This is a genomic window from Bifidobacterium oedipodis, from assembly GCF_012932425.1.
Lineage (GTDB): Bacteria > Actinomycetota > Actinomycetes > Actinomycetales > Bifidobacteriaceae > Bifidobacterium > Bifidobacterium oedipodis.
The window spans coordinates 654,840-676,661 of record NZ_JAAIII010000001.1; the positions used below are offsets into that span (position 1 = coordinate 654,840).

The 21,822-nt window shown below is 60.7% G+C and carries 19 protein-coding genes; 12 read left to right on the forward strand and 7 right to left on the reverse strand.

Annotation, left to right across the window (positions count from 1 at the left end; all coding sequences use genetic code 11):
* Positions 1-84 precede the first annotated feature (84 nt).
* The 3 genes from G1C95_RS02790 to dnaB all read right to left on the reverse strand — a co-directional run bounded on the left by G1C95_RS02790 (position 85) and on the right by dnaB (position 3,714).
* On the reverse strand, positions 85-837 hold the full coding sequence (locus G1C95_RS02790; RefSeq protein WP_169171390.1) for a type 1 glutamine amidotransferase: 753 nt from the start codon (positions 835-837) through the stop codon (positions 85-87).
* A gap of 62 nt (positions 838-899) precedes the next feature.
* Complete coding sequence (locus tag G1C95_RS02795) at positions 900-2,243, reverse strand: MurT ligase domain-containing protein (protein ID WP_169171391.1); 1,344 nt, start codon at positions 2,241-2,243, stop codon at positions 900-902.
* 1 nt (position 2,244) lies between these two features.
* On the reverse strand, positions 2,245-3,714 hold the full coding sequence (gene dnaB, locus G1C95_RS02800) for a replicative DNA helicase (RefSeq protein WP_169171392.1): 1,470 nt from the start codon (positions 3,712-3,714) through the stop codon (positions 2,245-2,247).
* Between the two features lie 139 nt (positions 3,715-3,853).
* On the opposite strand from dnaB, the gene G1C95_RS02805 reads away from it, so the two are divergent.
* Both G1C95_RS02805 and G1C95_RS02810 read left to right on the forward strand, forming a co-directional pair.
* Complete coding sequence (locus G1C95_RS02805) at positions 3,854-5,038, forward strand: ATP-binding protein (RefSeq protein ID WP_169171393.1); 1,185 nt, start codon at positions 3,854-3,856, stop codon at positions 5,036-5,038.
* Between the two features lie 509 nt (positions 5,039-5,547).
* The gene (locus G1C95_RS02810) at positions 5,548-6,855 is read left to right on the forward strand and encodes an MATE family efflux transporter (protein ID WP_335341398.1); all 1,308 of its coding nucleotides are present in this window, start codon (positions 5,548-5,550) and stop codon (positions 6,853-6,855) included.
* A 9-nt stretch (positions 6,856-6,864) separates the two neighbouring features.
* Here G1C95_RS02810 and G1C95_RS02815 read toward each other — a convergent pair whose 3' ends face one another.
* The 4 genes from G1C95_RS02815 to ftsY all read right to left on the reverse strand — a co-directional run bounded on the left by G1C95_RS02815 (position 6,865) and on the right by ftsY (position 12,232).
* Positions 6,865-8,691: a [protein-PII] uridylyltransferase family protein gene (locus G1C95_RS02815; RefSeq protein WP_169171394.1), complete on the reverse strand. Its 1,827-nt coding sequence runs from the start codon at positions 8,689-8,691 to the stop codon at positions 6,865-6,867.
* A gap of 199 nt (positions 8,692-8,890) precedes the next feature.
* Entirely contained in the window at positions 8,891-9,229 is a 339-nt protein-coding gene (locus G1C95_RS02820) for a P-II family nitrogen regulator (RefSeq protein WP_169171395.1), read from the reverse strand.
* 1 nt (position 9,230) lies between these two features.
* The gene (locus G1C95_RS02825; RefSeq protein ID WP_169171396.1) at positions 9,231-10,526 is read right to left on the reverse strand and encodes an ammonium transporter; all 1,296 of its coding nucleotides are present in this window, start codon (positions 10,524-10,526) and stop codon (positions 9,231-9,233) included.
* Between the two features lie 287 nt (positions 10,527-10,813).
* Entirely contained in the window at positions 10,814-12,232 is a 1,419-nt protein-coding gene (ftsY, locus tag G1C95_RS02830; protein ID WP_169171397.1) for a signal recognition particle-docking protein FtsY, read from the reverse strand.
* A gap of 105 nt (positions 12,233-12,337) precedes the next feature.
* On the opposite strand from ftsY, the gene G1C95_RS02835 reads away from it, so the two are divergent.
* The 10 genes from G1C95_RS02835 to G1C95_RS02880 all read left to right on the forward strand — a co-directional run bounded on the left by G1C95_RS02835 (position 12,338) and on the right by G1C95_RS02880 (position 21,743).
* Positions 12,338-13,084, forward strand: coding sequence for a TetR/AcrR family transcriptional regulator (locus tag G1C95_RS02835; RefSeq protein ID WP_205832661.1), 747 nt, complete (start codon positions 12,338-12,340; stop codon positions 13,082-13,084).
* 28 nt (positions 13,085-13,112) lie between these two features.
* Positions 13,113-14,147 (forward strand): glycosyltransferase family 2 protein, encoded by a 1,035-nt coding sequence (locus tag G1C95_RS02840; RefSeq protein WP_169171399.1) that lies wholly within the window; start codon positions 13,113-13,115, stop codon positions 14,145-14,147.
* A 239-nt stretch (positions 14,148-14,386) separates the two neighbouring features.
* A complete protein-coding gene (locus tag G1C95_RS02845; protein ID WP_169171400.1) occupies positions 14,387-14,836 on the forward strand; it encodes a helix-turn-helix domain-containing protein in 450 nt (149 codons plus the stop codon).
* Between the two features lie 342 nt (positions 14,837-15,178).
* A complete protein-coding gene (locus tag G1C95_RS12375) occupies positions 15,179-16,531 on the forward strand; it encodes a helix-turn-helix domain-containing protein (RefSeq protein WP_205832662.1) in 1,353 nt (450 codons plus the stop codon).
* On the forward strand, positions 16,528-17,112 hold the full coding sequence (locus G1C95_RS02855) for a WhiB family transcriptional regulator (RefSeq protein ID WP_169171401.1): 585 nt from the start codon (positions 16,528-16,530) through the stop codon (positions 17,110-17,112). The genes G1C95_RS12375 and G1C95_RS02855 overlap by 4 nt, the downstream gene beginning before the upstream one ends.
* A 48-nt stretch (positions 17,113-17,160) precedes the next feature.
* Positions 17,161-17,742, forward strand: a complete 582-nt coding sequence (locus tag G1C95_RS02860; RefSeq protein WP_169171402.1) for a ParA family protein — start codon at positions 17,161-17,163, stop codon at positions 17,740-17,742.
* Complete coding sequence (locus G1C95_RS02865) at positions 17,739-17,957, forward strand: hypothetical protein (protein ID WP_169171403.1); 219 nt, start codon at positions 17,739-17,741, stop codon at positions 17,955-17,957. Before G1C95_RS02860 ends, G1C95_RS02865 begins: the two co-directional genes overlap by 4 nt.
* Before the next feature lie 191 nt (positions 17,958-18,148).
* Positions 18,149-18,940, forward strand: a complete 792-nt coding sequence (locus G1C95_RS02870; protein WP_205832663.1) for a hypothetical protein — start codon at positions 18,149-18,151, stop codon at positions 18,938-18,940.
* Positions 18,937-19,479 carry a type II toxin-antitoxin system VapC family toxin gene (locus G1C95_RS02875; protein WP_169171405.1) on the forward strand — a complete coding sequence of 181 codons (543 nt, stop codon included), beginning with the start codon at positions 18,937-18,939 and terminating at the stop codon, positions 19,477-19,479. Before G1C95_RS02870 ends, G1C95_RS02875 begins: the two co-directional genes overlap by 4 nt.
* Positions 19,480-20,030: 551 nt before the next feature.
* Positions 20,031-21,743 (forward strand): SpaH/EbpB family LPXTG-anchored major pilin, encoded by a 1,713-nt coding sequence (locus G1C95_RS02880; protein ID WP_169171406.1) that lies wholly within the window; start codon positions 20,031-20,033, stop codon positions 21,741-21,743.
* Positions 21,744-21,822 lie beyond the last annotated feature (79 nt).

The window sequence follows — 21,822 nt, forward strand, 5'->3', positions numbered from 1 at the left end:
GACTACCGCAGCGGCAGCGCGGTGTGCATTAAGCCGTTGGAATGATTCCGTCGCATTATGCGCTGCCAATACACCGCGACACGATTAGCGCGGGCGGGCTGCGGCAGTTCGACGCGCGGCAGCGGCAGTTTCGTCCAAGTGCGCCAGTGCCGCGGCCTGTTCAGGGGTTTGGTCGGAGGCATCGAAACTGCCATAACGTCGGGTTGCGGCGGTTTCGATAAGAAAATCGCTGATTGCGGGGTTTTTGGGCAGTAGCGAGCCGTGCATATACGTGCCGATGACGTTGTTCACGCGCGCGCCCTCGGTATGATCCTCACCGTTGTTGCCGCAACCGTCGGCGTCAACATGCCCCAGCGGACGGGTGCCGTCGCGCAGGAAGGTCTGCCCGGAATGATTCTCGTAGCCGATCACATCGCCGAATTGGTCGCTGTGTTCCACCAGATTGCCGATCATGCGCACATCTTGGCCCACGGTATACGCGCCGATGACGCCGATACCGTCCAGTTTGGTGCCATCCACGGTTTCGAAGTATTCGCCGAACAGCTGGTATAGGCCGCAGATCATCAGCATGGGAACACCGTCGCCCGCCAACGAGCGCAGCAGATCGGCACGGCTGTAGAAGTCGTCGATGATCTTTTTCTGCCCGGTGTCTTGCCCGCCGCCGCCAAGAATCATATCGACATGCCCAGGCCAGTCGTCACCCTGATTGTATTGGTGGATCACCGGCTCATAGCCGTAGAGTTCCAGTCGGCGGCGAATCGTAAGCACGTTGCCGGAATCGCCGTAGATGTTCATATCCTTTGGGTAGAGGGACATGACGTCAATCTGCTTGGTCATTGTTTGTTCTCCGGCTTGTCTGTTGGTTTCCAGCGTTTCATTGTCAGCGTTGTTTCCAGCTATCAGCGCCCTACGCCCGCGTCCGCAACATGGGTGATGCGCCCGAGTATCGCACGGATTTTGAGCATGGCAGTGTAAGTGCAGTAGATGTGCTTGGGTACGCCGGGATGCCCGGCGACGAATGCGTCAACGGCCTGTTCCAAGTCGGGTTCAACGGTGGCGACCGGCACTTGGTCGTATTCCAGACGCAGGGCCATATCCCAGGCGCGCACGCCGGATACCATGCTCACGCCGCCGGAGCGCAGACTGGTGAAGTCCACATCCCACAGCCAGCTCATGTCACGCCCGTCGGCGTATTCGTCGTTAATGGCGATCATGGTGTCCGCGCCGGAAGCATCGAAGCTGGCCAGCGATAGGCGGAAGCCCATCGGATTCTTGACCAGCAGCAGTTCGACCGGCGAGCCGTTCACGTCAATGATTTCGCCGCGGCCGAATGCCGGGGTGACGCGGGAGGCCGCGCGAACAAGCGCGGCGGCATCGGCACCGCCCTTGGCATCGGTTATCACAGCGCGCGCCACGGCGAGCGCGGCGGCGGCGTTGTACAGGTTGTAGACGCCTTCCAGCTTGACGGAAGTGGCGTGTTCCTTGCTATCCATCAGGAATGTGGCTTGATGGTCGCCAACAGCGACAAGGGTTACATCGGCGGGCAGTTTGGTAGTGCCGGCAGTGCTATCCGTCTGAGCATCTGCTTGCGCACCACCCTGCCCCTGAACCTCGGCGCTAACTGTGGTGGTCATATCGTCATCGGAGGGGAAGTAGCGTCGCAACCCGTCAGCCAAGCCGAAGTAGCGCACCTGCGTGCCGGCCGGCACCACGTCGGCGAGCGCGGCGATGCGCGGATCCTCACGGTTGAGCACCACGGTGCCGCTGGTCGCCGCGGCGACGTGGCTGAGCAGTTTGGCGGTGGTGTCGATTTCGCCGAAGCGATCCAGCTGGTCGCGCATCACGTTGAGCAGCAGGGCATAGCGCGGGTGCACCTGGCGCACGAAATGCACGGCGTAGGCTTCGTCCAGTTCCAGCACGGCGATATCGGCGTCCAATGTGCCGCCCAGCGAGACTTCGGCGAGCAGTGCGGAGACCACGCCGCGCGTGAAGTTCGAACCGGTGGGGTTGGTGAATACCTTCAACCCTAGGTCGGCGAGCATGGAGGCGACCATGCGGGTGGTGGTGGTTTTGCCGTTCGTGCCGGAGACGAGCACCACGCCAAGGGGCAGCTGACCGAGTGTACGGGCCAGGAATCCGGGGTCGATCTGCTCGACTATTTTGCCGGGGAATGCCGAGCCGCCGTGTTTGGTGACGCGCAGTCCCCAGCGGATGAATTTGCCGATTGCAGCTGTAGCGAACATGTCACACCGCCTGTGCGTTGTAGTCCTGCGGCATGTCCTTGAATTTGGACGTGGCTCCGAGGAAGGCGAGATGGAAGGTTTCGGTGGGGCCGTTACGATGCTTGGCCATGATGATGTCGGCCTCGCCCGGGCGGTCCTCCTTATCGTAGAAGTCAGGTCGGTGCACCAGGAACACCACGTCAGCATCCTGTTCGATTGAACCCGATTCACGCAGGTCGGAAAGCTGTGGTTTCTTATCGTTGCGCATTTCAGGGCCACGGTTGAGCTGCGACAATGCGATTACCGGCACTTCAAGCTCCTTGGCCAGCAGCTTGAGAGCACGAGAGAATTCAGAAACCTCCTGCTGACGGGATTCCACAGCCTTGCCCGAAGTCATCAGCTGCAAGTAGTCGATAACCACAAGTTTCAGATCATTGGTTTGCTTCAGGCGGCGGCATTTTGCGCGGATTTCCATCAGCGACATATTCGGCGAATCGTCGATAAACAGCGGCGCGTTCTGCATTTTCGTCCAGAACTGGTTGAGTGTGTTCCATCGTTCCGGTGTGATGTCGTCGGCGCGACGCAGCGCGGCCATCGGAATATTCGTTTCGGCGGAGATGATGCGCTGGGCCAATTCCACCTTGCTCATCTCCAAGCTGAACACGATGGACGTCAACCCGTGGTGCAGCGCGGCGGCGCGCGCGAAGTCAATGCCGAGCGTGGATTTGCCCATGGCCGGGCGGCCTGCGACGACGACCATCTGACCGGGTTGCAGGCCCTGGGTCACATCGTCGATATCGCGGAACCCGGTGGGCACACCTTTGTTGACCAAGCCTTGCTGGAGTTTGTCGAGCTGGTCGAGCGCATCATGCACCACCGGGCCGATCGCCGCGTAATCCTGGCGCACTTTGCCCATCGACATCTCATAGACTTCCGACTGGGCGAGGTTGACCACATCCTCGGCCTGCGAACCTTCGGCGGAATAGCCAAGCTGCGCGATTTTGGTGCCGGCGGCGATCACGTTGCGCAAAATCGCACGCTGATGCACGATTTGCGCATAATACATGGCGTTGGCGGCGGTGGGCACGGAGGCGACCAGCGAATGCAGATAGTCGGCGCCACCAACCTTGTCCAGATTGCCGTCGGCGAGCAGCTGGTTGGCCACCAGCACCACGTCCACCGGCTGGCTGGCGGCGAACAGGTCGATGATCGCGTTATAGACGATCTGGTGCTTGGGCTGGTAGAAGTCGGTGACTTCGATGGTTTGCGACACTTCGCCGATGGCGTCCTTGCTCATCAGCATGCCGCCGAGCACGGCCATTTCCGCGTCGTCATCATGCGGGGGCACACGGTCGAACAGGTCAGTTCCACTGCTTGCCGCGTTGCTGGTTCGTGCGTTAGAACCGCCGCGATCGGCGCGGTCGGCGCGGGATCCGCGCGTATCGTCCGTCCAACCTGAACCACCCTGATAGTTCTCGTTTCCTTCTGCCATAGTCAGCCAGTATAGGCCCACGCTGGGTCGGCTTGGCAGCGTCAGCGCAACCTTTCCGACAGCCGCGCATCGCCCTTTTGTATTTTTTATATTCTTTTATATTCTTTATATTTCTTTATATTTGCCCTAGAATGAAGACATGGTCTTCAAAGCAGAAAAAAGGCATCGTACCAACCCCTTCAAACCCACCGCCGGACGGACGCCGCCACTGCTGGTGGGCAGACAACCTGTGCTCGACGACTTCCAAGAGGGACTTGATGATGGCCCCGGTGCTCCTGGACGCCTGATGTGCGTTACCGGAGCGCGTGGTGTCGGCAAAACCGTGATTCTCACGGAATTTCATAAGATGGCCGAAGCTCAGGGGTGGAGCGTTGTAGCCGAATCCGCGTCGCCGGGGTTAACCAAGCGGCTGATGTCTCGCGTTGAACCGCAGCACGAGGGTATCGGCATCTCATTCAAGCCTGAGCTCAAAGTTCCTCTGGTGGGCACACTGCAATTCGGCGAGCTGAAGGCAGCAGGCGATGACATGATGCCATTGACGTTGCGGGATGCGCTCAGCCGCAGGCTCGACGTCGAGGAATCTCACGACGGCGGGTTGCTGGTCACCATAGACGAAGCGCAGGCAGCAAGCCGCGATGACATGATCGCCATCGCCACCGCTATGCAATTTCTAACTACGCAGGAACGTAATTACGCCTTTGTGTTCGCTGGACTACCCAGCCTATCTTCCAAATGGCTGAACGACGACGCTACAACGTTCCTGCGCCGAGCCCAACCAGAAAAACTCGGTGATGTTCCCTGGGATGAAGTACAAGAATCATTCCGCAAAACATTCGCGGACACCGGTATCACTCTAAAAGATGAGGATCTTAGCAAAGCCGCCAAAGCCACTGAAGGATACCCGTTCATGATTCAACTCGTCGGCTACAACATATGGCGCACAGTGCGCCGTCGTGGCGTCGCCGAAGACCACATCCTCGCGAGCGCTCAAGACGTCGAAACAGGAATTGCCGCAGCTCTCGTTCGTCTTGGCGACACCGTTCATGGCCCAGAGATGGACGGTCTCTCCCCCATTGACCGCACATACCTGCTGGCGATGGCACAGGACGATGGACCATCTTCCACTTCAGCCATTGCCCAAAGAATGGGACGCGACACCAACTATGCGAATATCTATCGCATGAGGCTGCTGGATGCCCAAGTCATTAAAGAAGCCGGACACGGATACGTGGATTTCGCCATCCCCTATTTGCGTGAATATCTGCGCGAGCATGCGGCCTACTACCGACTGAACACCAGCAGTCAAACGGAACATGATGCTTGATGTTATGCGATTGCTGAAAGCAGCGCTGAGCCGATACTGATTCGATGGCGCTTTGCGCTGTTGTTCACCGTTCGTTCATGGTTTGTTCGACACGCGGAAGGGCAAATGTGGATAGAAAAATGAGTTATCCACATGATGGGCATAACTCTGTGGATAAACAGTAAGTTATCCACAGAGTTGTACACACATGGGGGATAACGCTGTGCACAACATGGGGATAGTCGGGGACAACTTTTCACGTGCATCATCGCCAGTTGCGTCATATCGGCAATCATGATATTGGGCAGGTCGGCCCCATCGCGCGCTCGCATGAGCCCACATACGTTCACATGAACCTGCATCGCACCGGCAAGGAGCACCAAGGCGGTAGGGTGGGAGGCGTGCATCACAACCACCATGGCGACCACCAAGCCAACCAGGTCAACCAGGCCGCAAACCAGCCTGCTGCAACCCAACAGTCCGCAGTCCAACAGGTCGACGAGACAGACCACCATCACACCAACCGTCATATCAACCGTCAGATTCTGTCGCTGGCATTGCCCACCTTTGGCCAACTGATTGCCGAACCTGCGTTCATCCTGATTGACACGGCCATCGTGGGCCATATCGGGGACGCCGCTTTGGCAGGCCTATCCATCGGCTCGACCATCATCCTCACCTGCGTAGGACTGTGCGTGTTCCTGGCATACGGCACCACCAGCCAAGTGGCGCATCTCATCGGTGCGGGCCGCCGGCGCGAAGGGTTGGAAGCCGGCATCGACGGCATGTGGCTGGCGCTGCTAATCGGCGCAATCGTGTCAACAGCGCTGTTTGCCGCAGCCGAACCATTGTGCTGGATTATGGGCGCGCGAGGCGCAGTGCTGGAACACGCGGTCGCCTATCTGCATGCCATTGTGTTCGGTTTGCCCGGCATGCTGCTGGTGTATGCGGCAAACGGCATTTTCCGTGGGCTTAAGAAAGTGCGTATCACGCTGATTGCGGCGGTGGCCGGCGCAGTCACGAACACGGTGCTCGACCTGCTGTTTGTGTTCGGTTTCGGCTGGGGCATCGCCGGATCGGGCGCGGCTACGCTGATCGCCCAATGGTTTATGGGCATTTTCCTAACCATACCGGCTCTGCTGTGGGCCAAGGCGGATGGCGCGGATTGGAAGCCCCGCCTGGCCGGCATTCTGACCACTGCGGGCGATGGCGCTCCCCTGTTCCTGCGCACCCTGGCGCTGCGCGCAAGCATGGTGGCCACAGTGATGCTGGCCGCGCGCATGGGAGATCAGGTGCTGGCCGCCTATCAGGCGGTGAATTCGAGCTGGAATTTCGTTATCAACATGCTGGACGCCATTGGCATCGCCGGCCAGGCTTTGGTGGCCACGGAACTGGGCGCGGGTCGACGCGATCGGGCGCGTGCGATGACGCAAGCCTCTGGCAGAGCCGGACTGGTCGGCGGCATCATCATCGGATTCGCGCTGGCTGTCGTCGGGCTGGTGACCGCTCCCCTGTTCTCGCCTACGCTTGCCGTACAACAGCAGATTACGGTCGGGCTGGTGACGTTGGCCATATTCCTGCCACTCGGCGGATGGATGTGGGCGTTGGATGGCATTCTGATCGGCGCGGGCGACTACCGGTACCTAGCCTTGACCTGCACCGTCACTGCACTGGTCTATTTCCCGTGCCTAACGGCAATTGGCGTAGCCAGCGGCTCGGTACTGACCTCGGACACTGCGCGCACCATAGCCCTGTGGAGCGTAATCAATGTGGTGTTCATTGGTTTGCGCGCCCTATTCAACGCCCTGCGCGTGCGCGGCGACAACTGGATGAAGTAGGCACAACATCTACATCGCCGCACGAGCCGCAGCATACATGCCGCGAACAATCTGCTCGCGCCATGTGGACCAACCGTATTGCTTGGTGATGGTTTCTCCGGAAGTGGCACCCAGCGACGACCCATCGGCGCGGGTCAGGTCGAACAGCATATCCAACAGTGCGGAATCATGATGCAGCCGATCAGCCAACTCCTTGCCCACTGCCGGATCATAAGGGTCACGCTTCGTAGCGAATTCGGAAAGCGTCAGGTGCTCGCGCACCAAAGTCGTGGCCCAGTCCACCACATCGGGCGCATACCCCATACGCTTGAGAATCACCGGCACATGGCGAGCGCCTTCGGCGGCATGATCGCGCACGAACGCGCGCTTGCCCAAATCATGCGTGATGCCGGCCAACAGCAGCGCCTGCATATGCTCGTCGTCATAGCGGCCACCGGAAGGCGTCTCACGCCCGAGACGGGAAACCGTCTCCACCATATGGCGGTCAATAGTGTAGCGGTGGGCGGCGGAGGCGGACGGACGGTTGCGAATACCCAACCATTCGGGCATCCAGCGGCCGGGCAAATCCACGAAATCAATGCTTTCCCATACGTCCAGCAGCGCCGGCCCACAGGCGAGTAATCGCACGAATAATTCGCGTGATTCCTCATCCCACTGGTTGTCGTGGATCGGGCAGTTCTTGAGATTGACCAGCGTCGCCGGATTGATCGGTAGCCCAAACTCGCCGGCTGCCACGGCCATGCGCAACGCTAGTTTCGCGTCCTGCTTCGGCTCAACTCCGGGGGCGAGCACCAGTTCGCCCTCATGCTTGACAATGCCGGGCGCGATGGTTTCGAACTGTGGGGCTTCACGTTTGCCGCCGGAGCGTTGGGAGAACATTTGGAAGAATGCGAACCGCGGCTTTTCATGGGTGAGCGAATGTTCAGCGCGCGAGGCGGTGGAGTCCAGGGAGAAGGAGATACGCCGGCCGATACGTGCAAGCAGTGTCTGCAAATCGTCAATGGCGTAGGCCGCACGTTCGGCCTGCGGCCAGGTCGGGTCGGCCAGGCCCAGCATGGAGGCGACTTGGGCCTGATAAGGCGCGAGCAGCAGGTTCGTATCTTTACCTGCAACCACATGAATGCAGTCGCGCACATCCAGCAGACGTTCAACGGCTTCGTCGTATACGCCGTGCGGGCGATCCGCCAGCCAGGAGGCTGCGAGTGCCGATACCAGCACCGAGTCGCGCAATCCGCCGCGCGCTTCTTTGATATCCGGCTGGTTGACGTATTGCATGCGCCCGAATTCGCCCAGTCGCGAGCTGGCGGATTCCAGCAGTTCGGGCAAGCGTTTGCGCGCAGCCTTGCGCCATCGTTCAAGAATCGAAGTGGCGGTGTTGTCGATCAGCGTCTCGTCACCGGCCACCGGGCGCACGTCCAACCATCCCATGGCAGCGGGCAGGTCACTGTCGGTCACAGCTTCGCACTGCTGCCGGGTGCGTACGGAATGATCCAAATCCAAGCCGCTGTCCCACAGCGGATACCATAGTTTGTTGGCGAATTCGTTGAGCTGCTGATCGCTTAGCACATGGCCGTCATAGATCAGCACCAAATCAAGATCGGAGCTGGGGCCCACTTGCCCGCGGGCGAGCGAACCAACCGCCGCCAAACCGATGCCTTTGAATGGCACGTCAAAGCCAACGCCGTCGCAAGCCTCGGCCCACAACTGTTTGAGGCAGTCCATGGCAAGATCGGTGCGCGCCTTGCGTTTGGCCGCGCCGTTGCGGTAGACGCCATCGTCGTCCGGCTGGCTCATTGCCATGAACCGTTGTTTAAGACCATCAACTGCGCTGGCCATATGATTAGCCTCCTTCGGGCCTTGGGATCAGGCACGAACCCCGATTATTCGGGGACTGATTATTCGAAAAAGTCGGTAGATGACAAAAATCAGGCAAGTAACAGAAATCCCGCACGGCCAAGGGGAAGGCATCGTGCGGGAATCCTGTCATATTGATGCCCAGCTTCCACTTTTACAGCAGGGGAGCTGGGACGTGTAATCAGATTGCGGCGGAGCCGGTTTCGCCGGTGCGCACGCGGGTTACGGAGTCAAGCGGCGCAACCCACACCTTGCCGTCGCCGATGGTGCCGGTGCCGGCGGCCTTGACGATCACGCCAACCAGCGTTTCGGCGTCGGCATCGTCCGACAGCACCTCGATGCGAATCTTCGGGATCAGATCCACGGTGTATTCGGCGCCACGGTAGACCTCGGTGTGACCACGCTGGCGACCGTAGCCGTTGGCTTCGGACACGGTCAGACCGTGCACGCCGGCAGCTGCGAGCGCTTCCTTGACGTCGTCGAGCTTATGGGGCTGAATGATTGCGGTGATGAGCTTCATCTCACCTCACCTCCTTGAGAACGGAGCTGGCAGTACCAGCAAAATCGTAGGCACGTTCGCCCTGATCGGCCAAATCGATGCCACCGACTTCCTGAGCTTCGGTGACGCGCCAACCGATGGTCTTCTCCAGAGCGAAGGCGATGATGGCGGTGATCACGGCGGAGTACAGGATGGCAACGAGGGCGATAAGCACCTGGACCACGAGCTGCCTCCAGTCGCCACCGGCCAGCAGACCGGTGCCCTGACCGAAGAAGCCGACGAGCACGGTGCCGGTCAGACCGCCGACGCCATGGACGCCGACGACATCGAGGGAGTCATCGTAGCCAAACTTGAACTTCAGACCGCAGGCCAGGCAGGTGAGCACACCGGCGATGGCACCCATCACCAATGCCCACAGCGGGGAAACCACATCGGCGGCCGGGGTGATGGCGACCAGGCCGGCAACCATACCGGAGGCGGCACCCATGGCGGTGTAGTGGCCGGAGCGAATCTTTTCGGTGAAGCCCCAGGAGAGCATGGCGGCGGCGGTCGCAGCGGAAGTGGACACCCAAGCGTAGCCAGCGGTGCCGTTAGCGGCGAACGCGGAGCCGGCGTTGAAGCCGAACCAGCCGAACCACAGCAGGAAGGCGCCGAGCATCACGAACGGAACATTGTGCGGGCGGAACGGCTGCGTGCCGAAGCCCTTGCGCTTGCCGATGATGAGCACAATCACCAAAGCGGCGACTGCGGCGTTGATGTGCACAACGGTACCACCTGCGAAATCGTGGGCGGCAGCGCCGATGGCGGTGGAGATTGCGCCAGTGCCAGAGAGCAGGCCTCCGTTCCACACCATGTGGGCCATCGGAGCGTAATCGAAGGTAACCCACAGGGCCACAAAGATCATCCACGTGCTGTACTTCACACGCTCGGCGATGGCGCCGCAGATCAGGCCCACGGTGATCATGGCGAAGGCGACCTGGAATGCCACGTCAACAGACACCGGGTAGTTGTTGCCGTTCAGACCGGTGGTGGTGAACACGCCATCCTCGGCGACCATCGAATCCTTCAGCAGGAAGCCGGTGGCCGGGTCTCCGAAGATGCCAGCGATATCATTGCCGGCGTAGGCGATGGACCAGCCCCACAGGGTCCAGATAACCATCGTCACCGACAGTGCCGCCGCCTCAAGCATCAGCATGTTCAGAACGGCCTTGGCACGAACCATACCGCCATAGAAGAACGCCACACCAGGCGTCATGAGGAAAACCAAGGACGCGGATGTCAGGATCCATGCGGTATTACCGGAATCAAGCGTTCCCATGTCTACCTCCCTCTCTTGTTCATGGCACCCAGGCCTTCGGTCGGGCGCTGCTTTACTCACTATTTGCCGTCCCCTTTGCGGGGCTAACAGTGTGACAGTGAACGCCCGACTCATTTTGATTGCGTTACGGCAGGTTACGCGATTGTTAAGCGTTGGACCCCACGAACGCACGGTGATACGGGTGTGTTGCGGCTTGAATATTGGGAAAAGCGAAGGCCGTGAACCATGTTTCCAACATGATTCACGGCCTTGATTCAGCCTTGGTCGGCGTTTCACATTGCAGACAGCTACGCTAGGATGCCGTCCACGAAGCCTTCGGGATCGAAGGGTGCCAGATCGTCCGGCCCTTCGCCAAGACCCACGAGCTTAACCGGCACGCCCAGCTCCTTTTGCACGGAGATGACAATGCCGCCCTTGGCCGAGCCGTCAAGCTTGGACAGCACCACGCCGGTGATGCCGATTGCCTCTGCGAACACCTTGGCCTGCGTCATGCCGTTCTGGCCGGTGGTGGCGTCGAGTACCAGCAGCACTTCGTCCACGGGCAGGTTCTTTTCGGTTACGCGACGGATCTTGCCCAGCTCGTCCATCAGGTTCGCCTTGTTCTGCAGACGGCCGGCGGTGTCGATAATCAGCACATCCGTATTGGCTTCCTTGGCTTTGGCCGAGGCTTCGAAGGCCACGGACGCCGGGTCAGCACCATCCTTGTCGGAGCGCACCACCGGCACGTTCACGCGGGCACCCCAGGTTTCGAGCTGGTCGGCGGCGGCGGCACGGAAGGTATCGGCCGCACCCATCATCACGGATTTGCCTTCGGCCACGAACAGGCGGGCGAGCTTGCCGGCCGTAGTGGTTTTGCCGGTGCCGTTGACACCCACCATGATGATTACGGACGGCTTATGTGCCCCCGGCTTTGCGGCGTTAAGGCTGCGGTCAGTATCGCGGCCAACCAGATCGATGAGCTTGTCCCGCAGAGCCTCGCGCACTTCGGCGGCATCGGACTTGCCGGTCACGCGGGCATCGGTTCTCAAGTCGTCGACCAGTTGTGCGCTGGCTTCGGCACCCACGTCGGCGAGCAGCAGCGTGTCTTCGACGTCTTCCCAATCGGCCTCAGACAGGTTATCTTTGGTCAGAATATTGAACAGCGCTTTGCCGAATGGATTGCCGGACTTGGCCAGTCGCGCCTTCAATCGGGTGAGGCGGCCGGCCACCGGTTCCGGGGACTCGACAACGGGTGCCGGAGCGGATTCGGCAGGAGCAGCAGGAGCAGCTTCGGCCAGCGCCACAGGTTCGTTTGCGGTCGGCGTGGCAACCGGTGCGATATCCGGCACCACAGGGGTGCGCTTGGCAGGAACGGCAGCGTCGGACTGCGCGGCGGTTTCATCGAGCTCAGTAGCCTCAGCAGCTTCGGTAGTCTCAGCGACTTCAGCGGACTCGTCAGTTGCAGATGATGCTTCCGCGCCGGCAGTAGCACCTGCTTCAGCCGACGGACCGGCCTGCGTTGTTTGCGCCGCTGCTTCTTTCGCAACCGAACGCACGCTCGTCGCAGTCGCGGAAGCGGAAGACGCCGATTCCTGCGCACCTGCTGCCTGGCCTGCCGTCTGGCTCGAACCACGTTCGCGCGATTTGCGGAACCAGATGATTCCGACGATGATTGCCGCCACAATCACTACGCCAATAACAATGGCTAACACAGTATTTGTATCCATAGCACCAAGTCTACGCGGCACTAGGCCTCGCGCACCTCGCCGCAGCCTTCCGTCGCCCATTCCACCCGCCGACTACACTGGTTCGGCATGGCACAATCTTCACGTATGACGTCGCTTCAGCGCCGCGAACAGCTTATCGACGTAGGTCGCTCATTGTTCGCCGCCAAAGGATTCGAAGCGGTAAGCGTGGAAGAGATCGCCTCCCACGCCAAGGTCTCCAAACCGATCGTCTACGAGCATTTCGGAGGCAAAGAGGGCTTGTATGCGGTGATTGTGGATCGTGAGATGCGAGCGCTTACCCAAGTACTGACCGCTGCTCTGGACGATCCGACCCTGCACCCGCGCCAGATTGTGGAGCGCACCGCCCTCGCCCTGCTCACCTATATTGAGGAGAACGCCGAAGGATTCCAAGTGCTGGTGCGCGATTCGCCAAGCACCGATCCTTCCGGATCGTTCAGTTCCCTGTTGGGCGATATTTCGATGCGCGTCGAGGATCTGCTGTCTGCCACGTTCAAGCGACAGAAGCTTTCGGCCAAGGGCGTGCCGTATTACGCACAAATGCTGGTGGGTATGACCGTATTCACCGGGCAGTATTGGGCCGATCGGCCGAAGGTCAGCAAGGAGCAGTTGGCCGCCTACATCGTGGATTTGGCCTGGCATGGCCTGAGCCGTCTGGATTCCAAGCCGCAGTTGCGCTTCGAAGGCGCGAAGGCGAAGAAACAGTCCGACACGCTCAGGGATATTTCAGGGCAACCGGATATGTATTCAGGGGCGCAACCTATGCCGGAGGCTGCCGAAACCGACAATAAGGTGCTACCGTGTGGGGAAGAAACTAACACACCGCTTGTTTAAGATACCCAAGGGAAGAACTAGAAGACGTATGACGACCCCGGCAAAGACGCTCACCTTCGTAATACCCGCATACAATATGGAGTCCTATCTGGATCGTTGCGTGAATTCGCTGCTTTCGGCCTCCGACACCTCCGATCTTGAGGTGCTGATTGTGGACGACGGTTCAAAGGACGGCACGCTGGAATATGCCCGTAAGCTTGAGCGCAACAATCCCGGCGTGGTGCGCGCGATCCATCAGGAGAACAAGGGCCATGGCGGCGCGGTGAACACCGGCATCAAGCAGGCGACCGGCATGTACGTCAAGGTGGTGGATGCCGACGATTGGGTGGATCCGCAGGCCATCGACACGGTGCTTGCCACACTGCGTGCGCAGCATGACGAAGCCGAGCCCATCGATATGCTGGTGACCAATTATGTGTATGACAAGGTGACCAAACGCCACAAGCATGTGGTGAACTTCCGCCACGCCATGAAGCCCGGCGTACCGCTGACCTGGGATGACCTGGGACGCTTCGGCCTGACCGAATACATTCTTATGCACGCACTCACCTTCCGCACGCAGGTGGTGCGCGACTCCGGCATGGTGCTCCCCGAGCACACGTTCTACGTTGATTTCATCTACGCCTATCAGCCGTTCCCGTGGGTGAAGCGCCTGCAATACTTGGATCTGCCGTTCTACCACTATTTCATCGGCCGCGAGGGCCAGAGCGTGCAGACCGATGTGATGATCCGCCGCGTGGACCAGCTGATTCATGTCAACCATTGCATGGTGCAGGCCACGCCGGAGCGCGGCACGGTGCCCGATGGACTGTACCGCTATATGATTCACTTCCTGGCCATCCAGTCGTCGGTGACCTCTGTGTTCCTGATTCTGTCGAAGGATACGGAGAACTACGAGAAGAAACGCCAACTTTGGGCCGATATGCAGGCTTATTCGCCTACGATTGCGCACGATGTGCGTTCGCGTGCCATGTCCCGGGCGCTGAATCTGCGCGGTTCCGTAGGCCGCTGGATTATTCGCCGAGGCTATACCATCGCCAACCGTTTCGTCGGCTTCAACTGACGGTCGGCGGATGGTTGGCAGGCAGCTACCAAATAATCCACAAAGGATTCACCGGTGATATCCGACAGCATTTGGCATGTCCACCCATTGCATGTATGATGTCATGCTGTTGCCCCTCTAGCTCAACGGTTAGAGCAGCGTCCTTTTAAGTCGTGGGTTTTTCGGGGATTAAACGTACTGCCCCGACCCGCTTCACGGATTAAATTTGAACGGCTCCCGGTCATGGAAAGCGTGTTTCCATGTCTCGGACCAGTGCCTCCGCCGCGTGCGCGTTGTCGCCGGTGTTTGCCGTTGACGGCTTCGCCGATGCTTCGCGCGTCCTGTTCGGGCGTGGTGTCGTTCCTCAGTCCCATGATACCCGTTTTCTGCTGGTTCCCGCCGCGAACCGTGACACGAGCGTGCCTGAGCAAGGCGCGGCGGGCGAACGCGAGCTGCGCCGTGACGGCGTGACCACGCGCCGCGTGCGCATGCTGATGGGTGAGCCGAATTATGTGAGCTACGCGGCGCTTGCCCGTATCATGCGACTGTCGAAGTCGTCGGTGACGGGCAAGCTCAACGGCGACATCAACTGGACGCTGCCCGACATCAGGCGCATCGCGTCGCATTTCCGCGTTTCCAGCGACTGGCTGCTCGGCCTGTCCGACGATCCCGTTCCTTCGATGGCGAAGGAGGTGGTCGCCTTCACATAGAAGAAGCCCTCTCCTTGCGGGAGAGGGCCAGGTCCGTTCGGGATCCGTGGAGGCGGCCGGTCAAAACCGTTTCCCGGATTCCAATCAAAGTAACCAAGAAAGCCTGAATTTTGTGAAGAGAAAGGAAGGCTTTCGCGGTGCAGACAGAGATTGGATTCTTATGTCTTACAAGCAGGATTGTATACCCGCGCACGTGACCGTCATCGCGTGCGGAAGCCCGGAAAACCACGGTTTTGAGGGAAAGTCTTATATCACGGTTTCACCGTATCTCGACGAATCGGTCAGCCGCGCTGACCGGTTGCGGCGTGCCGTGGCCGCGCATCCGGCGGGAGGTGAACGCCGATGAGCATCCAGGCATTGAGCCGCGTGTTCACGCTCAAGCGGCTGATCGAGGACCCGTACGCCCAGCTCGTGCTCATCAACCTCGCCGACAACGCCGACGAGCACGGTCGCAACTCCTTCCCCGGCATCAAGAAGATGGCCAGGAACTCGTGCATGTGCGAACGGTCGGTGCAGCGCAAGCTGCGCTGGCTGGAGGAGAACGGCTTCATCCGCAAGTCGGAAGCCACGGAGGTGATCCAGTACCTGCCCGAGTACAAGCGGCCGACCGTATGGGAGATCTGCATGGACCGCGACGAGACGCTGCCCGCGCCGACGGACCGCAAGCCGCGCACGTCGTGCAGAGGCGGGAGCCAGATGGAGGAAGCGGACGACACCGAGCAGGATGCCGACTCCGGTGCATGCGAAGCGCCCGGTGCATCACAGTCACCGGGTGCAGGAAAAACACCGGGTGGAAGCAAGACGCCCGATGCACTGCGAGTCACCAGCCCGGTGACCGTGCAGTCACCCAAACCATCCTATGAACCTATTACCCCTCTGTCCCCTAAAGGGGACATCTCCCCACGGGGAGACTCAGCCGGGAACAGCACAACCACCATCAGCCAATCGTCCGACGCACCGGACCGCGACGACGAACCGAACCAAGATTTCGGCTTCACCAGCGAAAACCATCAGTCGGACGGGACGTTCGTCGGCGACAATGTCTCCGCGTCCGATTGCGACGCGCTGCTGGAACGGTTCGCCGAACTGCTCGCCGGCGAACAGGTGTGGGCCAAGCCGCCACGGGCGCGCGACCAGCGGGCCGCGGCGAAATTGCTCTCGGAGCACAGCCAGATGGAGATTCTGGAGCTGGTGCTGTGGACCGCCAAGAATCCGTTCTGGCGTCCGAAAATGCTGAGCATGTCCGAGTTCGCCCGACGTTGGGAACGCCTGTGGCAGGAACGGCGCAGCGAGATCGAACAGCGACGGATCAGGGTCAAACGCATCAAGGCGGGGACCATGCCGGCGAAAGACGAGGAGGAGAAAGACCCTCATGCGGCGGTGCTGGTCTCGTGCGAAACCGTCACGCAGTGCCCGGTCTTCGGCTACTCGTCGTTCCAGCACGGCAGGTCGAACAGTCGAATCGCGTTCGCGCAGAACCATCTCAACGGCTCCATCCGACGGGACAAGTGCCCGGTGTGCGCGTACGACGAACGCAATCTGGCGCTGCACGGCAACACGCGCACCGCGGAAGCCGTCAAGCGGGCACGGGTCGAGGCCGACGAGCAGACGAAACGCTGGAAGGAACACCTGCGGCAGAAGGAAGAGAAACTGGCAGCGTTCGACCGGATGCTGAGCATGGAACGGAGCGCATGATGGACGGGTTCCGCCCCACCGGCAAGCCGGCCGGCAAACCAGCACGAGCTACGGGCGGCGACGAGTGGATACACACGTCGATGCTGCCGCCCGGCGGCCTGTGCGCGCAGGCGCAGCTCGACCTGTACGACATGATCTGGATGGAACTCGACGCCGCCGGCGACTCACGCCCCGACCAAATGCTGCGCGGCGCAGCCAAACGCCTGTGCGCGCAATGCCCAATGCTCATGCCGTGCCTGGCCCGCAGCCTGCTGCGCCCGGTCACGCACGGCATCCTCGGCGGCATGACCTACAAGGAACGCCAGTACGCGATGCGCGTCGTCATCGTCCACGACGTCCTGCCCGGCCGCAAGGCCGCGGATCTCGCCCAACCGTACCGGCGGCTGCTCGACTGGCTTGACGCCCACCCCGAAATCCACAGCATCGTACGTAACCGGCGACGCAACGAACGCGCACGCAAAACCGGCAACGGCGAACCGCTCGGACGGCCACGCAGGCTCACCCGGCTCGAACCCGGCGAACGCGATCCGCCGGAGACGCCCGACGAACAGGCGCAGCCGGACACATCCGCAAAGAAATAAAGAAACAAAGAAAAACACAAATACAAACAAAAACAAAGGGAGACCGTCATGAGAATCGCCATCGCCAACGCGAAGGGCGGGGTCGGCAAAACCACCATCGCGCAATACCTGTGCCACGCGCTCGTCCGCGATGGGCAGCATGTCACGCTTCTGGACGCCGACCCGCAGTACTCCGCGACCCTGTGGGACAGAATCGCCAACCTCAACAACGAAACGCTGCCGTTCAACGTACGGGCCGCCACCGGCGACGAACTCGCCGCAATCCGCACCGCGCCGGGAGAATGGCTCGTCATCGACGCGCCGCCCACGCACGCAGGCCTCAAAACCGCGCTCGACACGGCCGACTTCGTGATCGTGCCCACCACCGAATCTCCCGTCGACCTGCAGCAAGCATGGGCGACCGTCAACGCGGCCGGACGCACGCCCGCCGCCGTACTGCTCAACCGCGTCGAAACGAATACGGTCGCGTTCCGGCAGGCCATGCACGCGCTCGAAACACAGGACACGCCACGCTTCGACACGATCGTGCCCAAACGGCAGGAGATCAAGACCAGCTTCGGCCGCCGCCCGGCCAAACTCTGGGAGTACGGCCTCGTCCTGCACGAGCTGAGACGGGCGGTCGGACGATGAAAGGGAACCTGAGCTATCTGCCCGCCGAACGCGAGATCACGTCGGTCGACGACATCTACCGCGAGGAACCGCCCAACGACCCCTACATGGTCACCAGCATCAAGATCCGCACCTCGCTGCGCAACCGCATCAAAGCGGCCGCCGGCATCAAGGGCATCCGCATGCAGGACCTCGTCGCCCAAGCCCTCGCCGAATACCTCGACCGGCACGAGTGAGCAAGCGAATGAGTAAGCAAGGACAGCATGCGGAAGCTGAAGTGCGGCATGTTGCCGACGATTTGCTCTTTGCGATGGGAGATGTTTCTCGTACACTGGTGTGCAGCAATGGTATGGAAGTGGCTTGTGGCGGCGTGGCTTGCGCCGCCACAATGTCGTCTGTTCTGTTCCGGATAGGAAGGAGGTGTGTCATGGACGACGAGGATTTTAGCTTCAAGCTGGATTGCGCGCCGGATGCCGTAACCCCGAAAGCATTGGGGCAGGCTGTGTCCGTATTCAACAAAATGCTGGCTGTGGCGAATGCGTCCGACTGGCGCATCTCCCGTATGGAATTGCACAGCATTGATCTTGCGGCGGAGCCCGTAGTCGTGGACGAGGCCACGGAACGGTCGTTTGCCACTCTGGGTGTGATCGCGCGCCTTGCCGCAAGCGATACCGTCAGCCGGGAAAAGATATCCCGATTCTCGGGAGTATTGTCGTCCCTGAATGACTTGGCCAAGGAGACCGGAGCGGATGTCACGATTGCTTCGCGTGGCGTAGCGGGCACCTTCACACCCGCGACGCTTACGGATCTCAACCGGTTGTTGATTCGCGGCGCTCGTCGTTCGTTTGGTCATGTGCGCGGCAATGTGGATAAGATCATCCTGCAGACTACGCATCGTACGCTTGGCCTTATCGACCGTGTCACTCAGAGTCGTATCGATGTCAGGTTCGGACCGGAGCTGGACTCGATCGTGAAACAGATTCAGATGGGCATGGAGGTCGATGCGCGAGGGTTTGTCCGGGCCAATGATGGCGAGCTGCTGTCGATGGATGCGGAGGAACTGATAATCGTCCGCGGAGAACATCATCCGTTGGTCACGGCCGAAGACTTGGAAGGGACGATCGGCTTGGATTGCACCGGCGGACTTGGATCCGTTGATTTCGTATCCGCCTTGCGGGATAACGCTATCGACGACACCGCGGATGGAGGTGAACGGTGAGCGACAACGAGGTTCCGCAGAACTATCCCAAGCGCGCCGTGGTAGACACGAATGTGATCGTCAATGTGGCGCTCGGCTCGGAGGATACGACCGACCCGTCGTATCTGCCTCGATCCAAGCGTCTGCTTAATGACGGCATCGCCGGCAAGCTGGAACTGCTGCTGCCTTCGATAGTGATGATCGAACTATCCAGCAATTTCATTGTCCGTTCCGGCCAGTCCGGACAATCCCGCAGCCAGGAGCGCCGTCACAAGAAGCAACTGCTGGATTGGTGCCGCGACTGCGAACTGCTTATGGTTGATCTGACGGCAGATGCTGCCAGCTGGTTCAGTGAAACTCCCGCGTTGCAGAATCTCAGACCAGGTGATGCCGCGGTTCTTGCCAGCGCGAAATACGCACATGCCAGTCACGTCTACACATGGGATAACGGGCTCATCAATACGGTGCGCAAAGCCCGAGAGCAGGGACAGACCGACATCATCGCATGCAACCCTCCTGAACTGCCTCCGGAACAAGGCGAGCTGGAACTCACCGAGTAAGTTACTGGAGACAGGTTATCCACGCGCAGATTTCTCGCCTCATTCGTCACACGTCAAGGGAGCCGGCCAAGGTGGCCGGCTCCCTTTGCATAATCGATAATCACTGCTTGCCACGCTGGTTATGCTGGTGACCTTCCCAGAGATATTCCGCTACGTCCAGTGCCATTGCGGCTACGGCTATGACGGTGAGCAGCAGGCTTTCTCCCACGGATGTGACGAGAAGAAGAACGTAGCAGGCAAGGCGCGCGACTCGCCACCAGTTGATAGGCATGCTCCCATGCTATCGAGAAATACAAAAATAAAGAAATGCTACGAAACTACCGGCCGATAAACGGCGTCGGACGGTGACGATTATCGGCGTGGGACCACAAAGCCGTGACGGGCGGCGGCAGGATGAGGGGCGTGCGGTCGGGCCAAGGGTGGTTCGGGTAAACGTTCCGCACCTTCCCTCTCATGGTATGGCCGCGCCGTCGGGTTCTCTTCCTTTCTCTTCCCCGTCGACGCGGTTCGTACCTTGGTTCAGGGGATGCGGATAGTGAAGGACTTCGATCATGTTCTCTTCCCACAGGATCGGCCGGCTGCTGCGCGCGACGATGACGGCCGTGCTATTGCTGGCCACGGCGACGGCCGGAGGCATCGCCCATGCCGATGAGACCGGCGAGACGACGCCCGTATTGGGTGATTCGATCACGCTGAACGCCGGTCCGGGCTCGTCGCTGAATGGCGCGAACTTCAAAGTGGTCAAACTCGCCGGGTTCGCGATCCAGGGTTCCGCGGTGACGGTGCGCACCGAGGACGCGGTGCGCGGCGATGTGATCGCCTCGCTGCCGAAGGTCGGCGACGGCGAATACCCGGCCGATGCGGCCGATGCCGACGGTGGGATGCCCGGCGAGGCGGCGCGGGGCAACGATGGCGCGGCGGACACGGGTTCCGGCGGCGAGGATCCGATCGTGTGGCTGGCACGGCAGGGCGATGCGAAGGATTCCCCGGTTTGGCGGCTGTTCGCCGATCGCATGGCGGCCACCGTTTCCGTCACGGATGCGCCGGTCATGTCCGGCACGACGACGCCGACCGCCGATGGCACGATTTCCTCGGTCGTGTTCGCCGGATTGCAGCCCGGCCTGTACCTATTGGAGGATGCGAACACGGCGTTGACCGGTACCACGCGTTCGGCGCCGATACTGGTCGGCACGGCGATCACCGCCGCGAAACCGCCGATCGGCAACGCCGACGGCGCAGCCGAGATCAAGAACCAGCGCGTCACGATCGGCAAGAGCATCATCGACGGCGACGATGCGACGTTGACGGACGACCGCAATGTGGGCGACATCGTGGACTATCGTATTGAAACCCTCATCCCCGATACCACGAAATACGCGAATGATACGGCCAACCCGTACGTGTTCCGCCTGGCGGACACCCTGTCGAAAGGCCAGCGGTTCAACGATGATCTGTCCGTCACGGCCAGCAAGGACGGCCAGTCATGGAGCCCGCTCGACGGTGAAGATTACACGCTGCGGGCAAGCGAGTCCGACGGCGGCACGGCAACCACGATCGATCTCGACCTGAGCGCATGGGTTTATACGTATGGCTGTGACGGCATGGCGGGCGGTTTGCTGCGCATCGACTATTCGGCCACGCTCACCGAGCATGCGACGATCGACGGCGACGGCAACACGAACACGGTCACGCTCACGTACTCGAACGATCCGAAAACCAACCAGACTGGCGAGCTCACGCCTCCGGACACCACCGTGTACACGCACGGCTTCCAATTCGACAAGATCGGCGAGGACGGCAAGACGCCGCTTGCCGGCGCGACGTTCACGCTCTACACGGCGGACACGTTCGTGGACGACGCCAAGTACCGTCGCGCCGACCGTCCCGATGAGGACGTGACCGCCACGTCCGACCGCAACGGTCTCGTAAGGTTCGACGGTCTGGCCGCCGGCACGTACTGGGTGCGCGAAACCGGAGTGCCGGACGGCTACCGTGACCTCGACGTGCGGGTCAAGGTCACGATCACCGCGGATCCCGGTAAAGCGGCGCTGGTCGTGTTCGAACGCGTGCCCTCACTGGCCGATTCGCTCGTGCAGATCGAGAAGAACGGCCTGCTGTTCGTGCGCAACGTCACCACGATCACGAATCTGCCCTTGACTGGTAGTGGCGGCATCGTTCTGTTCCTCGTCATCGGCGGCCTGCTCGCCGCCGGCGGCGCGATCATCGCCGTCATGACCCATCGCAAGGGGCGCCTGCTCAAATAAACGCTCCACAACCGCCCCCGTTGCGCAACCCTACGGAATCGCGCGACGGGGGCTTTCGTGTTTTCTCAAGGCATACGGC

Excerpts from the sequence above, each read along its gene's own strand:
- G1C95_RS02790 (WP_169171390.1), bottom strand. The coding sequence starts at position 837 with ATGACCAAGCAGATTGACGTCATGTCCCTCTACCCAAAGGATATGAAC.
- G1C95_RS02795 (WP_169171391.1), bottom strand. The coding sequence starts at position 2,243 with ATGTTCGCTACAGCTGCAATCGGCAAATTCATCCGCTGGGGACTGCGC.
- dnaB (WP_169171392.1), bottom strand. The coding sequence starts at position 3,714 with ATGGCAGAAGGAAACGAGAACTATCAGGGTGGTTCAGGTTGGACGGAC.
- G1C95_RS02805 (WP_169171393.1), top strand. The coding sequence starts at position 3,854 with ATGGTCTTCAAAGCAGAAAAAAGGCATCGTACCAACCCCTTCAAACCC.
- G1C95_RS02815 (WP_169171394.1), bottom strand. The coding sequence starts at position 8,691 with ATGGCCAGCGCAGTTGATGGTCTTAAACAACGGTTCATGGCAATGAGC.
- G1C95_RS02820 (WP_169171395.1), bottom strand. The coding sequence starts at position 9,229 with ATGAAGCTCATCACCGCAATCATTCAGCCCCATAAGCTCGACGACGTC.
- G1C95_RS02825 (WP_169171396.1), bottom strand. The coding sequence starts at position 10,526 with ATGGGAACGCTTGATTCCGGTAATACCGCATGGATCCTGACATCCGCG.
- ftsY (WP_169171397.1), bottom strand. The coding sequence starts at position 12,232 with ATGGATACAAATACTGTGTTAGCCATTGTTATTGGCGTAGTGATTGTG.
- G1C95_RS02835 (WP_205832661.1), top strand. The coding sequence starts at position 12,338 with ATGACGTCGCTTCAGCGCCGCGAACAGCTTATCGACGTAGGTCGCTCA.
- G1C95_RS02840 (WP_169171399.1), top strand. The coding sequence starts at position 13,113 with ATGACGACCCCGGCAAAGACGCTCACCTTCGTAATACCCGCATACAAT.
- G1C95_RS02845 (WP_169171400.1), top strand. The coding sequence starts at position 14,387 with ATGTCTCGGACCAGTGCCTCCGCCGCGTGCGCGTTGTCGCCGGTGTTT.
- G1C95_RS12375 (WP_205832662.1), top strand. The coding sequence starts at position 15,179 with ATGAGCATCCAGGCATTGAGCCGCGTGTTCACGCTCAAGCGGCTGATC.
- G1C95_RS02855 (WP_169171401.1), top strand. The coding sequence starts at position 16,528 with ATGATGGACGGGTTCCGCCCCACCGGCAAGCCGGCCGGCAAACCAGCA.
- G1C95_RS02860 (WP_169171402.1), top strand. The coding sequence starts at position 17,161 with ATGAGAATCGCCATCGCCAACGCGAAGGGCGGGGTCGGCAAAACCACC.
- G1C95_RS02865 (WP_169171403.1), top strand. The coding sequence starts at position 17,739 with ATGAAAGGGAACCTGAGCTATCTGCCCGCCGAACGCGAGATCACGTCG.
- G1C95_RS02870 (WP_205832663.1), top strand. The coding sequence starts at position 18,149 with ATGGACGACGAGGATTTTAGCTTCAAGCTGGATTGCGCGCCGGATGCC.
- G1C95_RS02880 (WP_169171406.1), top strand. The coding sequence starts at position 20,031 with ATGTTCTCTTCCCACAGGATCGGCCGGCTGCTGCGCGCGACGATGACG.